The sequence below is a fragment of the Bacillus sp. JJ664 genome, from assembly GCF_036962205.1.
Taxonomy (GTDB): Bacteria; Bacillota; Bacilli; order Bacillales; family Bacillaceae_G; genus Gottfriedia.
In genome coordinates, this window is record NZ_JBALMS010000025.1 from 41,795 (window position 1) to 58,173 (window position 16,379).

The window sequence follows — 16,379 nt, forward strand, 5'->3', positions numbered from 1 at the left end:
GTCGCCTCCGCTTTTCTTTTTATCGTTTAATTTCTTCCATTACATAAGCTTCGATGATGTCGCCTTCTTTAATGTCATTGTATTTTTCGATTGTGATACCACATTCGTAGTTCGTAGCAACTTCTTTCACGTCATCTTTGAAACGTTTAAGCGTGTCTAATTGACCTTCAAATACAACAATACCGTTACGGATTAGGCGTACTCCGCTATCACGAGTAATTTTACCATCGATTACGTAACAACCAGCAATTGTTCCAACTTTAGATACTTTGAATACTTGTCGAACTTCAGCTTGACCAATTACTTTCTCTTCAAACTCAGGGTCCAACATACCTTTCATTGCAGCTTCAATTTCTTCAATTGCTTTGTAAATGATGCGGTGTAGGCGAATATCTACATTTTCTAAGTCCGCAGTACGTTTTGCATTTACATCTGGACGTACGTTAAATCCAATAATAATAGCATTTGATGCAGATGCTAAAATAACATCAGATTCAGTGATTGCTCCTGCGCCAGTGTGAATGATTTTAACTTTAACGCCTTCAACTTCAATTTTTTGTAGAGATGCAGCCATTGCTTCTACAGAACCTTGAACGTCAGCTTTTACAATTAGGTTAATTTCTTTTACATTACCTTCTTGAATTTGTGCAAATAAATCTTCAAGTGATAATTTTGAGCTTTCGCTTCTTTGTTCAAGTACTGCTTTAGATGCACGAGCTTCCCCAACTTGACGAGCACGTTTTTCATCAGCAAATACCATAAAGCGGTCTCCTGCTTGAGGTACTTCATTTAAACCTGTAATTTCAACAGGCATAGATGGACCAGCTTCTTTAATACGACGGCCTAAATCATTTACCATCGCACGTACACGACCAAATGATGTACCAACAACAATTGGGTCACCAACTTTTAATGTACCGTTTTGAACTAAAAGCGTAGCAACAGAACCTTTACCTTTATCTAACTCGGCTTCTATTACTGTTCCAACAGCTTTACGTGAAGAGTTTGCTTTATATTCTTCTACTTCACTAACTAGAAGGATCATTTCTAATAATTGATCTACTCCTTCTCCGTTTAATGCAGAGATCGGAACGAAAATTGTATCTCCACCCCACGCTTCAGAAACTAAACCATATTCAGTAAGTTCTTGCATTACGCGGTCTGGGTTTGCTGCTTCTTTATCCATTTTATTAACTGCAATAATAATTGGTACTTCTGCAGCTTTTGCGTGATTGATCGCTTCTACTGTTTGTGGCATAACACCGTCATCAGCAGCAACTACAATAATTGTGATATCAGTTACTTGAGCTCCACGAGCACGCATCGTTGTAAATGCTGCGTGACCTGGTGTATCTAAGAACGTAATTTTCTTACCTTCTATTTCAACTTGGTATGCACCAATATGTTGAGTAATACCACCTGCCTCACCAGCAGTAACTTTTGACTTACGGATATAGTCAAGTAATGTCGTTTTACCATGGTCAACGTGACCCATAATTGTAACGACAGGAGGACGTTCCGATAAAGAAGCGTCATCATCTTCTTCAATAAAGTTTTCGAAATCAGATTCGTCAACAATAACTTCTTCCTCTACTTCTACACCGTAATCACTAGCTAGTAATTCAATCGTGTCTTTATCAAGGTCTTGGTTAATTGTTGCCATAATTCCAAGTAAAAATAATTTTTTAATTAATTCAGATGGTTCTTTACCTAATTTTTTTGCAAGCTCAGATACTTTTAAAGAACCTGAGAAAACGATTTTATTTGAATTGTTCTCAGTTGAGTTGTTTTTATGAGTCATATTTTGGTTGCCTTTCTTATTCCCATTCGTTTGTCGATCTTCATTTTGACTGCTTTGCTTTTGGCTATCAGTCTTTTTCTTTTTATTACTGTTCTTTTTTGATTTTACTTTTGTGTCTTCTAGTTGGTAGTCTACTTCAACATCAAGTTCATCACTTGTTTCAAAATTTAACGCAGGTATTACCTTAATAGAAGGTTTTGATGCTGCTTTTTGGGGTTGATTTACCTCTACAGACTTTGGTTGAAAACTTATATTTAACTTTTCAACAATATCCTCAGCAATTGTGGCCATATGATTTTTTACTTCTATTTTTAAATCCTTGAGTCTTTCAATAATTTCTTTACTTGAAACATTTTGCTTTTTAGCATACTCATAAATTCTAATTTTCGTCATACGTTCACCCCCAGATTAGTCCATTAATTTAATAATGTCTGAAGTTTTGTTGCAAATCCTGAATCAGTAATTGCAACGACCACGCGAGCGTCTTTCCCAATAGCGTGCCCTAAATCATAACGATTTTCAACAAACACAAGTGGTGTCTTATAAAAATTAGTCTTATCTCTGATTTTCTTTGCTGTTAACTCAGAAGCATCTTTTGATAAGATAACAAGTTTGGCTCTTTTTTGTTGAACTTCTTTAACAACTAATTCCTCACCTGAAACCACTTTTCGAGCTCTAGCTGCAAGTCCTAATAAGGACAATCCTTTATTACTCATACTTTGTCCTTTTCAACAAAAGCTAAAAGTTCTTCATATAAACTTGAATCAATTTTTGCATTTAATTGCTGTTCTAATGTATTTTTTTGCTGGGCAAGTTTTACAACTTCTGCTGACTTTGTAAGATAAGCACCACGCCCAGATTTTTTACCTGACGGGTCAATTGAAACTTCCCCTTCTTTAGAACGAACAACACGAATTAATTCTTTTTTAGGTTTCATTTCTTGTGTAACTACACACTTACGTAATGGAATTTTTCGATTCATGAGTTGACTCACTCCTCATTAAAGTCTTCAGCGTAAGCATCATACTCATCTTTTGAAGCATGTTCTGGAATTGATGATTGATAATCAATTCCTAGTTTATCTGCATCAGATTGTGATTTAATATCAATTTTCCAACCTGTTAAACGTGCAGCTAAACGTGCATTTTGGCCTCTTTTTCCAATCGCAAGAGACAGTTGATGATCTGGTACTACTACTGTTGTTGCTTTATCCTCTTCATTTACAAGAACTTGAATTACTTGAGAAGGGCTTAATGCATTTGCAACGAATTCAACTGGGTCACTTGACCAACGAACGATGTCGATTTTCTCGCCTTTTAATTCGTTTACAATAGACTGAACGCGTTGACCTTTTTGTCCAACACAAGCTCCTACAGGATCTAAATCTGAATTACTTGTAAATACAGAGATTTTAGAACGGTCTCCTGCTTCACGTGCAACAGATCGTATTTCTACAACACCATCATAAATTTCTGGTACTTCTGTTTCAAATAAGCGTTTTAGTAGACCAGGATGAGTACGTGAAACAAAAATTTGAGGTCCCTTTGAAGTTTTCTCAACCTTTGTAACAAATACTTTAATTCTATCATGGATTTTATATTTTTCTGTAGGTATTTGCTCTGTCACAGGAAGTACTGCTTCAATTTTACCTAAATTTACATATATTGCACGAGAGTCGATACGCTGAACTGTACCAGTCATCATATCTTCTTGACGATCGATATATTCAGAGTAAATAACGCCACGTTCTGCTTCACGTACTCTTTGTGTTACGACTTGTTTAGCAGTTGTAGCAGCAACTCGACCAAAATCTTTAGGCGTTACTTCTAGTTCAATAATATCTCCAACGATAAAATTAGGATTATGTTGACGAGCTTCTTCAACAGTAATTTCTAAACGTGTATCAAACACATTACTAACTATTTCTTTTCTTGCAAAAACTCGAATTGATCCATTATGTAAGTTAAAGTCAACCCGAACATTTTGTGCTTGATTAAAATTTCGTTTGTAAGCAGAAATTAAAGCTGCTTCAATCGCTTCAATTACTACGTCTTTACTTATTCCTTTTTCTTTTTCAATAATTTCCAGTGCTGTTATTAACTCCGAACTCATTAAAAGTACCCCCTACTTAGAAAAACGTCACAGCAAGCCTTGCACTTGCAATTTTTTGCGTTGGAATTGTTATCATTTTTTTTCTTGTTTTAATCGTTAATTCAAGTTGAACTTCCTCAGAAGTATAAGAAATTAATTTACCTTCAAATTTTTTCTCATCTTGGATTGGTTCGTATGTCTTGATATTAACTTGCTTTCCAATTGCCTTTAAAAAATCCTGTTCTTTCTTTAATGGACGTTCAGCACCTGGTGAAGATACATCTAGAAAATATAGATTTTCAATTGGATCCTTTTCATCTAAAATTTCACTAAGTCTTTCACTCACCGCAGCGCATTGCTCCAAATCAATTCCAGACTCATTATCTATAAATACTCGAAGGAACCAGTCTTTTCCTTCTTTTACGTATTCGACATCAACTAATTCTAATCCTAGTTGTTCAATTATTGGTTGTGCTATTTCAGTAACAACCTCTGTGACCTTCTTACTCAAGAAGAATCCTCCTTCCAAACATTACAAGATGAAAATTCCCTGCTATTTAGCAGGGAAATTATCTTTAGTATTTCCAATTTACGTAAAAATCGTTAGTAAAAACATTAACAATTCATACGAAAAAGATGAATCTGGTCTTTAGGGTAATAAGAAAGAGCAGGTTGCCCCTGCTCTTAAAGAAATTCCCGCGCTAAAATTACATCTGTACTAACTATACCATAATTCCCAAGTTTTGCAAACTGTTAAAACCCGTCGAATAAGGATAGTTGATTTTGATCAGGTAAATCTTGTAAACAGCCTTGTTTATCTAAATATTCAAGAACTGTTTTTGAAATCTTACTTCTTTGTTGTAAGTCTTCCTTCGATAAAAATTCGCCATTTTCTCTGGCTGAAACAATATTTTTTGCGGCATTTGTTCCTAAACCAGGAATTGCATTAAATGGAGGGATTAATTTATTTCCATTTACTAAAAATTCATCTGCACTTGATTTATATAAATCCATTCGTTCAAAAGAATACCCTCGCTCACACATTTCCAATGCTAATTCAAGAACAGTCATTAAACTTCTTTCTTTAACTGAAGCATCTAAACCTTTAATGGCGATTTCATCTATTTTCACTTTAATCGTACTAGGTCCAGCAACCATTGCTTCAATGTCAAAATCTTCAGCTCGAACTGTAAAATAAGCAGCATAATATAGGATTGGGTGATGAACTTTGAAATAAGCAATACGAACAGCCATTAATACATAGGCAGCAGCGTGGGCTTTAGGGAACATGTATTTGATTTTTTTACATGAATCAATATACCATGCAGGAACTTTATTATTTCTCATTTCTTCTTCCCACTCTGGTGGTACACCTTTACCTTTACGAACGGATTCCATTATTTTAAATGCTAGTGATGGTTCCAGACCTTGATAAATTAAATAAACCATTATATCATCACGACAACCAATTACTTCTGATAGTGTACAAGTGCCGCTATTAATTAATTCAGATGCATTTCCAAGCCAAACGTCAGTACCATGTGATAGTCCAGATATTTGAACTAGCTCAGAAAATGTTGACGGTTTTGTTTCTTCTAACATTTGTCGTACGAATTTTGTACCAAACTCCGGTATTCCGTACGTACCGGTTTTACATCCAATTTGAGCCTCAGTTACACCAAGTGGTTCTGGACCTGCAAAGATTTTCATTACTTCCGGATCATCCGTTGGGATTGTTTTTGGATCAATTCCACTTAAGTCTTGAAGCATACGGATTACAGTTGGATCATCGTGTCCAAGTATATCAAGCTTTAATAAGTTATCATGAATGGAATGGAAATCAAAATGTGTTGTTTTCCATTCAGATTTTACATCATCAGCAGGAAATTGGATTGGTGAAAAATCATAAATATCCATATAATCTGGAACAACGATAATTCCTCCTGGATGCTGTCCTGATGTTCTTTTTACACCAGTACATCCCATTGCTAAACGATCAAACTCAGCACCTCTTAACATTAAGTTGTGATCATTCGCATAGCCCCTTACATATCCATAGGCAGTTTTATCTGCAACAGTTCCGATTGTACCTGCTCTATATACGTAGTCCTCACCGAATAGTACTTTTGTATAGTTATGAGCCGTTGGTTGATATTCACCACTGAAGTTCAAATCAATATCGGGTACTTTATCACCTTTAAATCCAAGGAATGTTTCGAACGGTATATCATGACCATCCTTCTTATATGCAGTTCCACATTCTGGACAATCTTGATTTGGTAAATCAAAACCTGAACCGACAGAACCATCATTGAAAAATTCCGAGTGTTTACAATTCGGACATACATAATGTGGTGGCAAAGGATTTACTTCAGTAATTTCTGTCATTGTTGCGACCAGTGATGAACCTACAGAACCACGTGACCCTACTAGATATCCATCATCTAATGATTTTTTTACAAGCTTATGAGAGATTAAATAAATTACTGCAAAACCATGTCCTATAATACTTTTTAATTCTTTTTCAAGCCTAGCTTCTACAATTTCAGGTAAATCTTCGCCATAGATTGAACGAGCCATACTGTAACTCATATTACGGACTTCATCTTCCGCTCCTTCAATTTTAGGAGTATAAAGATCGTCTTTAATTGGTTTGATATCTTCTATTAAACTAGATATCTTCTTAGTATTTGTTACTACTATTTCTTTTGCTTTTTCATCCCCTAAGAATGCAAAAGACTTTAACATTTCATCCGTCGTTCTAAAATGAACATCTGGTAAACGATGTCTGTTTAAAGGATTCGCTCCGCCTTGCGATCCGATTAGAATTTTACGGTAAATTTGATCTTCTTTTTGTAGGTAATGAACATTCCCTGTACCTACGACAATCTTTTCCGTTTTTTCGGCCATTTTCACTAATTTCGTAATGACTTCTCTTAAGTGCTGTTCATTTCGAACAATTTCTAACTCAACTAAGTGTAATAAGACCTCCGGTGGCATAACTTCTATATAATCATAGAATTCCATTAATTTTTCTGCTTCTTCAGGTGACTTTTGCACACTTGCTTCAAATACTTCACCTTTATCACAAGCCGACCCTACTAATAAACCTTCTCGATGTTTAACTAATAAAGATTTTGGAACCCTCGCTACGCGATGATGATAATGAATATGAGAGTAAGAAACAAGTTTAAATAAGTTTTTAAGTCCAACTTCATTAGTAGCTAACAATGTTGCATGTGATGGTCGAGCACGTTTATATGCATCACCTTTACCCATATTGTTATTTAATTCATCATGGTAATTCATACCTTGCTCGGCTGCGTCTTTTAACATTTTAATCATTAAAAATCCTGTTGCTTCTGCATCATAAATTGCACGGTGATGTTGTGTTAAATTAATATCGAATTTTTTACAAAGTGTATTCAAACGGAAATTTTTAAAATCAGGATATAAATTTCGCGCAAGTTCTAGTGTATCGATTACACCATTTTCAGTCATGCCAATTTCGTATTTTTTGAATCCCATTTGAATAAAGCCCATATCAAAGGATGCATTATGTGCAACCAATATACAATCTTCCATCCATTCCTTGAATTCGCGTAAAACTACATCAACATTAGGTGCATCTTTCACCATTTCATCCGTTATACCTGTTAATTCAATCGTTGTTGCAGAAAGAGGATGATGCGGGTTTGCAAATCGTTCAAATCGGTCTATTATTTCACCATTATGAATTTTTACAGCTGCTAATTCAATAATCGTGTCATATACAGCAGAAAGACCTGTTGTTTCAACGTCAAATACAACATAAGTTGCATCATCTAATGAAACATGAGAAGGATTATAGGCTGTTGGGACACCATCATTCACTAAATTGATTTCTACACCATATAAAATTTTGACTCCGTGCTTTTTCCCTGCTCCAAATGCTTCAGGAAAAGATTGAACAACAGCGTGATCAGTAATCGCAATTGCTTCGTGGCCAAATTTACTAGCTTGTTTAACTAAATCAGCCGCAGAAACAACTGAATCCATTTGACTCATATGAGTATGAGCGTGTAATTCAATTCTTCGTTCTCCTTCTGGAGCTTCGTCTTTACGCTCATCAGGTGTTATTTCATTGATATCATTCGCAATCATGACTAAATCACGAACAAATGTATCATTTTGGACAGACCCTCTAACTTTTAGCCACATACCTTTTTTAATTTTATTAAGCATCGGTATGTCTTCTTTATCTCGTGAGAACATCTTAACAAGTATTGAGCTTGTATAATCAGTTATTTTAAATGTGATTAATACACGGCCACTTTTTAATTCACGTACATCAGAATCAAATACATAGCCCTGTATGATTACACGTTTTTCTTCTTCTATTATAGATGAAATTGTATTAATCTCGTTTTCTTTAATATAGTAACCGACAACTAATGGTCCTTGTGGCCCTTCCCCATCAGCTTCCTCAGCTTCACGTTTATCTAATTCAACGAGTACTTCCATTGCTCGTTTTCGATCTTCCTCTGCTTTTTTCTCAAGGAATTCATTTTTTTCTTCAATATTATCGTTTATCTTATTTTCAAAAAACAACTTTGGAAAGCCGACATTTTGATAAAGTTCTTGCAGCTGTGGTGCATATCTATTTGTAAATGCATTTTCTTCAATAACACTATTTAAATTAATGCAAACTTTATTTTTTTCAACCGTAGGGATTGCATTTTCAATATGATGGAGGATCGGTGATTTTGATTCAACCGATTGAATCATATAAGACCAATAATCGATTACTTTCTGTTCCTCAACAATAGTATTATCAGTTTTTATAACGACAGAGATATCTGCTATATGTTTAAATGTTCTTAATAAATTCGTAACGAATACTTGGAACGTAGCAAAAGGTAAAACATTTTCAATTTTAAATGTAAACTGCCATTTTCTTTCGCTTTTATTAACTTCAAGATTTACGATTTCCCCGTTGTTAAAATACGTTTCACGAAATTCTTGCGGAAATTGGAGCTGATCTAATAATAGCTGAAAACGTTCGTGTCGAGTTTGTCCCATTTTTTCACCAACCTTCGAAAATTACATTAGTTTCTTACATAACAGAAAGTACCTCTAAAATAGAGGTACTTTATTTGTTTTGTTTTAACGCCTTATTAGCGTATGAACATAGCTATTCTATTTTAACATATTTAATTCATTCATAAGGTTAGAAATTTCTACTTCTTGACTAACTTGTCCGTCTCGTGTTTTTAATTCAACAATTCCTTCTGGCGCACGTTTTCCTACTACAATTCGAACAGGAATACCAAATAAATCAGCGTCAGCGAATTTAACACCTACACGTTCATTTCGATCATCAACTAGAACATCTTGACCATTTTCTTTTAGCATTTTGTAAATGTCTTCTGCTAATTGTACTTGCTCATCATTTTTTGTATTAACAGTGATAACATGTACATCAAATGGAGCTAGATTTTTTGGCCAGACAATTCCTTTTTCATCGTTATATTGTTCTACAATCGCAGCTAATGTACGTGATACGCCAATACCATAGCAACCCATAATGATCGGATTTGATTTACCATTTTCATCTAAGAAAGTTGCATTCATCGATTCCGAATATTTCGTACCAAGTTTGAAAACATGTCCAACCTCAATACCTTTTGCAAATTGAATGACACCATTTCCGTCTGGTGATGGGTCACCCTCTTGGATAAAGCGTAAATCAACAAACTCTTTTACAGTATAATCGCGATTTACAGTGACATTAATATAGTGGTATCCTTCTTCATTTGCGCCACAGCAACCATTGACAATCCCTTGTACTGCATTATCAGCTAATATTATTAAATCTGGTTTTACACCAATTGGACCTAAAGAACCGACTTCACAATTCATTAATTCTTTTACTTCTTCCTTAGTAGCTAATTCAACAGAATGTGCACCTAAGTAATTTTTTAATTTAATATCATTGATTTCATGATCACCTCTAGCAAGAACAAGAACGAATTCTTCATCTGCTTTAAAGATGATTGATTTAATGCTTTTTTCAATTGGTAAGTTTAAATAATCAATTACTTCATCAATTGTTTTTTGATTTGGCGTAGATACTTTTTGTACCTCGTCCATTTTTTCATCAGTTTGTTCATAAACTGTCACAACTGGTGCCATTTCAATATTTGCAGCATAATCTGATTCCGTTGAGAATGCAATTGTATCCTCACCGATTTCAGATAATACCATAAATTCATGTGTATCTTTTCCACCCATTGCACCAGAATCGGCAACAACTGCTCTGAAATTTAATCCACAACGTCTAAATACATTGCTATATGCAGTAAATAAACGATCATAAACTTCATCCAAACTTTCTTGTGATGCATGGAATGAATATGCATCCTTCATCAGAAATTCACGTCCACGTAATAAACCAAAGCGAGGGCGCTTTTCATCACGGAATTTAGATTGAATTTGGTATAGTGTAATCGGTAACTTTTTATATGATTTTAACTCATCACGTACAACTGAAGTAACAACTTCTTCATGTGTTGCCCCTAATGCAAACCCACGTCCATGACGATCACGTAAACGCATCAGTTCAGGTCCGAAATTATCCCATCTTCCCGATTCTTCCCATAATTCTTGAGCTTGTAAAGCAGGCATTAACATTTCCATTGCACCTGCGTTATTCATTTCTTCACGCACAATATTTGCTACTTTTTGAAGAACTTTATTCCCTAAAGGAAGAAAGCTATAAATACCTGAAGCGTTTTGTCTAATAAATCCCGCTCTTAGTAAAAGTTGATGACTCTTAATATCTGCATCTGATGGTACTTCTCTAAGAGTTGGGCTAAACACTATACTTTGTTTCAAAAAAATTCACCTCAAATTTCTTTCTACATAAATAATCTTTTTATATCATTCCATGTAACAATAATCATTAATAACATTAATAAAGCAAAACCAATAAAATGAACGACGCCTTCTTTTTGACGATCAATTGGTCTACCTCGTAATGCTTCGATCGCGAAAAATGTTAATCTTCCACCATCAAGAGCTGGTAAAGGTAGTAAATTCATAATCCCTAAGTTAATGCTTAAGAATGCCGCCCATTTCATCAAGTAGAAAATGCCAGATTGTGCCGCTTGATCTGTAACTTGATAAATACCAACTGGACCAGAAAGACTATCAATCGAGAATTTACCAGTCACTAATTGACCTACAGCAAAAACGATTTCCTTCGTCCATCCAATTGTTTCTGTTACACCATATTTAATAGATGATAATACATTCTTTTCAACTGGTGCATATACACCGATTAAACCATTTACTTTGTTATCTATTTTTTCTGCTTTTGGTGTAACTGGAATTGAAATGACTTCATCGTTTCGTTTTACTTCAAATAATAATTCTTTTTCAGGACTTTCTCTTACAATCTTAACCACTTCAGCCCATTTACTTACTTCTTTATTATCAATTGATAAAACTGTATCTCCTGATTTTAAGCCAGCTGTTGAAGCCGCACCTTTTGGTAGTAATTCACCAATTTTTGCGTCATCAATTGGTGTACCTTGAAGCAATCCTAATAGGATAAATATAAATAGAGCTAAAATAAAGTTCATCATCGGTCCAGCAAAAATCGCAATTGCTCTTTTCCCAACTGATTTACTATTAAATTGTCGATTATAAGGTGCAATTTGATGACCTTGTCCTTCGCTATAAATAAAAGCTTTTTCATTCACGCGTATTGTTGAAAGCTCTTCGTTTCCTTCTTCAATACCGATAATTTCTAATTTGTGCTCTAAATCTATTGAATCTACTTCAATAAAACGAAGGTCAGCAAAACGATCAAATTGATCTACGACAATTTTAGAAACTTCACCATGATCATTATATTGTAAACCGATATGAGACCCAGGTTTTACTTGTACCATTTCAGGGTCTTCCCCTGCATATCTTACATAACCGCCTAGTGGAAGTAGTCTGATCGTATAAGTTGTTTCATTGCGATAAAATGAAAAGACCTTTGGACCAAATCCAATTGCAAATTCTCTACATAATATCCCTGCTCGTTTTGCAAAATATAAATGACCTAATTCGTGAAAGAATACTAGTACACCAAAGATCACAATAAACGCAATTACTGTATTCATGATATGACCACCCTTACTTTATTTGTGATGAAACGAATTGTCTAGTTTGCTCATCTATTATACGAATTTCTTCTAACGAAGGTTTGCTAATACACTCGTGTTTTTCCAGAGCATTTTCAATTAAATTTTCAATCTGTAAGAATGATATTTTTTTCTGTAGGAAAGCACTTACTGCTTCTTCATTCGCAGCATTCAGTACTGTAGGAAGACTTCCACCTACTTTTCCTGCATGATATGAGTATGCTAAACATTTAAATCTGTTAAAATCCATTTCTTGAAAGTGAAGCTTTCCAAACTGAATCAAATCAAGTGGTTTGTGTTGGTGAACCGGTTTTCTAGATGGATAATTCAATGCATATGCAATTGGTACCCTCATATCAGGAGTTCCTAACTGTGCCATAACACTACCATCATCAAACTCTACCATTGAGTGAATAACACTCTCTCGATGTTGGATCACTTCAATTTTTTCATAAGGCATATTAAATAACCAATGTGCTTCAATTACTTCTAATCCTTTGTTCATCATAGTTGCAGAATCAATCGTAATTTTTGCACCCATCGACCAATTTGGATGGTTTAAGGCATCTTCAACAGTTACATTTTCTAATTGTTCTCTTGTTTGATCTCGAAAACTACCGCCTGAAGCAGTGATGATTAACTTATGTATTTCTTTTGGATTTTCTCCATTTAAACATTGAAAAATTGCTGAGTGCTCACTATCTACTGGTAATATAGAGACACCGTACTTTTCTGCTTCTGCCATAACAAGATGTCCTGCAGTAACTAATGTTTCTTTATTTGCCAAAGCAATTGTTTTTCTGTTTTGGATTGCCTTCATAGTAGGAACTAATCCTACACTTCCAACTACAGCGTTCACTAAAATAGAACTTTCGTGGTGAACTGCAACCTCAATCAATCCTTCTTCACCATAAAGAACTTTTGTATGAGCAGGAATGTTTAAATTCATTAACTTGTCAGCTTCTTCTTTACCTGCAACTGAAACTAGTTTTGGTTCGAATTCTAAAATAATTTTGTATAATTCTTCGATATTTTTGCCAGCTGAACATGCTACTAAATCAAAATCATCTGATTGGTTTCGAATAATATCAAGAGTTTGTATGCCGATCGAACCAGTGGCTCCAAGTAAGCTGATTTTTTTCATATGGTATGTCTCCTTATACACAAAAAACTAATGCTATATTACAAATAGTAAATAGACAATTGGTAATGTAAAGATAATACTGTCGAATCTATCTAAAATTCCACCGTGGCCAGGAAGTAGTTTCCCTGAATCTTTTACCCCGTAATATCTTTTATATGCAGATTGAACAAGGTCACCTAATTGTCCAAAAATTGACACTAAAATTGATACTAAAATTAAATATAGTATTGAATAATCTAAAGTTAACACATTCGACAAAATTATCGCAACTACAACGGCACATAATATCCCGCCGATAGATCCTTCAATTGTTTTGTTTGGACTAATATCTGGCCATAACTTTGATTTCCCCATTGATTTCCCAATAAAATATGCACCTGAGTCTGTTGCCCAGATTACAAATAATGGGAAAAAGAAGTCTTCAATTCCCATGTTTCTTAATTCATACATAAAGTGAAATCCAAACCCTACGTAAAAACTACTTAGGACGATGAAAGAAGCATCTTCAAAAGTAAATGTATTCTTTGTAATCACCGTATATGATAAAAGTAATAGGATTAGTACAATTGCCACTTCGGTTTTCCCTATTTGAACCGGTAAAATCGAATCTGACACTTGTTTTGGTGTAATTGCTACCCATGTTAAAAGTAACCCAAGTACAGATTGTGCACTAAATAGATTTAACTTTTTCATTCTTATCAGTTCAAAGTATCCAATTGTACCTAGTGCAAATACTAGTAGTCCAAAAGGCCAATCACCAAATATTACTAATCCTAAAAAAAGTGCTCCAGCTATAACTCCTGTAAGTATTCGCTGCTTCAATTTCGTTCACCGCTTTCTTAAATACCACCATATCTTCGTGCTCTATTTTGATATTCCTTTATCGCATCAATAAGGCTTTCTTCTGTAAAATCTGGCCATAATACATTCGTAAAGTATAATTCCGAATAAGCAATTTGCCATAACATAAAGTTACTGATTCTTAATTCACCACTTGTACGAATTAATAAATCCGGATCTTTTAAATCATTCGTCATTAAATACTTTCCGAATAACTCATCATTAATTTCTTCTTTATTTATTTTATTATCCAAAACATCTGAAGAAATCTGTTTAACCGCTGTAATAATTTCATCTCTTGATCCATAATTCAAAGCAAAATTTAAAATCATTCCAGTATTATTCTTCGTATCATCTACAGCCTTTAATACTGCGTCTAAAGTGTAACTCGGAAGCTGTTCTCTATTCCCTGTTAATCTAACTTGAACATTCTCTTCAATTAGTTCAGGTAAAAATGTACCTAAAAACTCTTGTGGTAATTTCATTAGAAATTCAACTTCTGTTTTTGGTCTTTTCCAATTTTCGGTTGAAAATGCATAAAGCGTTAGCGTTTTTACACCTAGTTTGCTAGCAGTTCTTGCAATCGTTCGAACGACTTTCATGCCTTCATAATGGCCTTTAATTCTAGGTAAATTCCTTTTTTGTGCCCATCTTCCATTACCATCCATGATGATGGCAACATGCTCCGGTATGACTCCATCTTCCCCAATTAATTGCGAATTTGGAGGGACATTTATCTCTTGCTTATTTCTTTTCAAGAAAGAAAATAATTTAAACATTTTTAATCCTCCGTTTAAGTACATCAAATTACATTATTGAGTAAAAAAACCCCCTTAAACAGAGGGTCTTTTTACTCAAAAGCGCTTAGTTAATTAATTATATGATATAAACGAAAATTTTAAATACTAATATTCAAAAATTTTTGTAACAATTCTAAGCGCTAAAGTATGATATACCTTCAATACAGAAGTATTAAACTTCCATAATCTCTTTTTCTTTATCTTTCGTAATTGCATCAATTTTTTCGATATGAGAATCAGTTTGCTTTTGAATGTCTTCTACAAGGCCGCGTAATTCATCCTCAGTAATATCGCCATTCTTTTCAGCTTTTTTCAGATCATCATTTGCATCACGACGAACGTTACGAACTGCTACTTTTGCATCTTCTGCTGATTTTTTTACTACCTTAACTAAATCACGACGACGTTCTTCAGTTAATGGTGGGAAAGTAATACGAATCACTGTACCATCATTTGATGGATTTAATCCTAAATCAGCTTTTTGGATTGCTTTATCCATATCATTGATTACTGTTTTATCGTAAGGCGTAATTAATAATAATCTAGCCTCTGGTACTGAAATGTTAGCCATTTGGTTAAGTGGTGTCGGTGCACCATAATATTCAACTGTTACACGATCTAATATAGCTGGATTTGCACGTCCTGCGCGAACTGTAGCTAATTCTCTTGAAAACGCAGCAACTGCTTTTGTCATTTTTTCTTTTGCTAAAGAAATGATTTGATTTGACATGAGTTATTTCCCCTTTACAATTGTTCCAATATTTTCGCCTAGTACGGCACGTTTAATATTACCTTCTTCCATAATTGAGAAGACAATTAGTGGAATATCATTGTCCATGCATAATGAAGAAGCTGTTGAGTCCATTACGCCTAAACCTTCTTTTAATACATCTAAGTATGTAAGTGTTTCGTATTTAACTGCAGTTTTATCAATTGAAGGATCAGCAGTATATACACCATCTACATTATTTTTAGCCATTAAAATAACGTCTGCTTCGATTTCAGCAGCACGTAATGCAGCTGTTGTATCAGTAGAGAAGTATGGATTTCCTGTACCAGCAGCGAAAATCACAACACGTTTCTTTTCTAAATGACGAATTGCTTTACGACGGATATATGGTTCTGCAACTTGACGCATTTCAATTGATGATTGTACACGAGACTGTACACCTAATGTTTCAAGGCTATCTTGAAGTGCTAATGAGTTCATTACAGTACCTAACATACCCATATAATCTGCTGTCGCTCTGTCCATTCCCATCTCACTGCCTGTTTTACCACGCCAAATATTTCCTGCACCAACTACAACTGCTACTTCTACATCAAGTTCAGCTATTTCTTTTACTTGTTCTGCAATCGATTTAATTACTGCAGGATTTATACCAAATCCTTGTCCACCAGCTAATGCTTCACCACTAAGTTTTAATACAACGCGATTATACTTTGCTCTACTCATAATTCCCTCCATTTACGTACATACCTATGTATTCTCTTGCTTTAAAAAATAGGGAACACTAAGTGTCCCC

General features: G+C 34.5%; 13 protein-coding genes. All 13 read right to left on the bottom strand.

Annotation, left to right across the window (positions count from 1 at the left end; all coding sequences use genetic code 11):
- Positions 1-19 precede the first annotated feature (19 nt).
- On the bottom strand, positions 20-2,194 hold the full coding sequence (gene infB, locus V7056_RS03825; RefSeq protein ID WP_499699446.1) for a translation initiation factor IF-2: 2,175 nt from the start codon (positions 2,192-2,194) through the stop codon (positions 20-22).
- A gap of 23 nt (positions 2,195-2,217) precedes the next feature.
- A complete protein-coding gene (locus V7056_RS03830; protein ID WP_499699448.1) occupies positions 2,218-2,517 on the bottom strand; it encodes a YlxQ family RNA-binding protein in 300 nt (99 codons plus the stop codon).
- Positions 2,514-2,783, bottom strand: coding sequence for an RNase P modulator RnpM (rnpM, locus tag V7056_RS03835; RefSeq protein WP_464958704.1), 270 nt, complete (start codon positions 2,781-2,783; stop codon positions 2,514-2,516). Before rnpM ends, V7056_RS03830 begins: the two co-directional genes overlap by 4 nt.
- A gap of 8 nt (positions 2,784-2,791) precedes the next feature.
- Positions 2,792-3,913, bottom strand: a complete 1,122-nt coding sequence (gene nusA, locus V7056_RS03840) for a transcription termination factor NusA (RefSeq protein ID WP_499699450.1) — start codon at positions 3,911-3,913, stop codon at positions 2,792-2,794.
- Positions 3,914-3,929: 16 nt separating this feature from the next.
- Positions 3,930-4,403, bottom strand: a complete 474-nt coding sequence (gene rimP, locus V7056_RS03845; protein ID WP_499699452.1) for a ribosome maturation factor RimP — start codon at positions 4,401-4,403, stop codon at positions 3,930-3,932.
- A 242-nt stretch (positions 4,404-4,645) separates the two neighbouring features.
- Positions 4,646-8,953, bottom strand: a complete 4,308-nt coding sequence (locus V7056_RS03850) for a PolC-type DNA polymerase III (RefSeq protein WP_499699454.1) — start codon at positions 8,951-8,953, stop codon at positions 4,646-4,648.
- 117 nt (positions 8,954-9,070) lie between these two features.
- Positions 9,071-10,768, bottom strand: a complete 1,698-nt coding sequence (locus V7056_RS03855; RefSeq protein WP_499699455.1) for a proline--tRNA ligase — start codon at positions 10,766-10,768, stop codon at positions 9,071-9,073.
- A 23-nt stretch (positions 10,769-10,791) separates the two neighbouring features.
- Positions 10,792-12,048, bottom strand: coding sequence for an RIP metalloprotease RseP (rseP, locus tag V7056_RS03860; RefSeq protein WP_430509373.1), 1,257 nt, complete (start codon positions 12,046-12,048; stop codon positions 10,792-10,794).
- A gap of 13 nt (positions 12,049-12,061) precedes the next feature.
- On the bottom strand, positions 12,062-13,213 hold the full coding sequence (dxr, locus tag V7056_RS03865; protein ID WP_499699456.1) for a 1-deoxy-D-xylulose-5-phosphate reductoisomerase: 1,152 nt from the start codon (positions 13,211-13,213) through the stop codon (positions 12,062-12,064).
- 33 nt (positions 13,214-13,246) lie between these two features.
- A complete protein-coding gene (locus tag V7056_RS03870) occupies positions 13,247-14,035 on the bottom strand; it encodes a phosphatidate cytidylyltransferase (RefSeq protein ID WP_499699457.1) in 789 nt (262 codons plus the stop codon).
- 17 nt (positions 14,036-14,052) lie between these two features.
- Positions 14,053-14,832, bottom strand: a complete 780-nt coding sequence (uppS, locus tag V7056_RS03875) for an undecaprenyl pyrophosphate synthase (RefSeq protein WP_499699459.1) — start codon at positions 14,830-14,832, stop codon at positions 14,053-14,055.
- A 193-nt stretch (positions 14,833-15,025) separates the two neighbouring features.
- Entirely contained in the window at positions 15,026-15,583 is a 558-nt protein-coding gene (frr, locus tag V7056_RS03880) for a ribosome recycling factor (RefSeq protein ID WP_499699461.1), read from the bottom strand.
- Between the two features lie 3 nt (positions 15,584-15,586).
- Entirely contained in the window at positions 15,587-16,309 is a 723-nt protein-coding gene (pyrH, locus tag V7056_RS03885; RefSeq protein WP_087998518.1) for a UMP kinase, read from the bottom strand.
- Between the last annotated feature and the right edge of the window lie 70 nt (positions 16,310-16,379).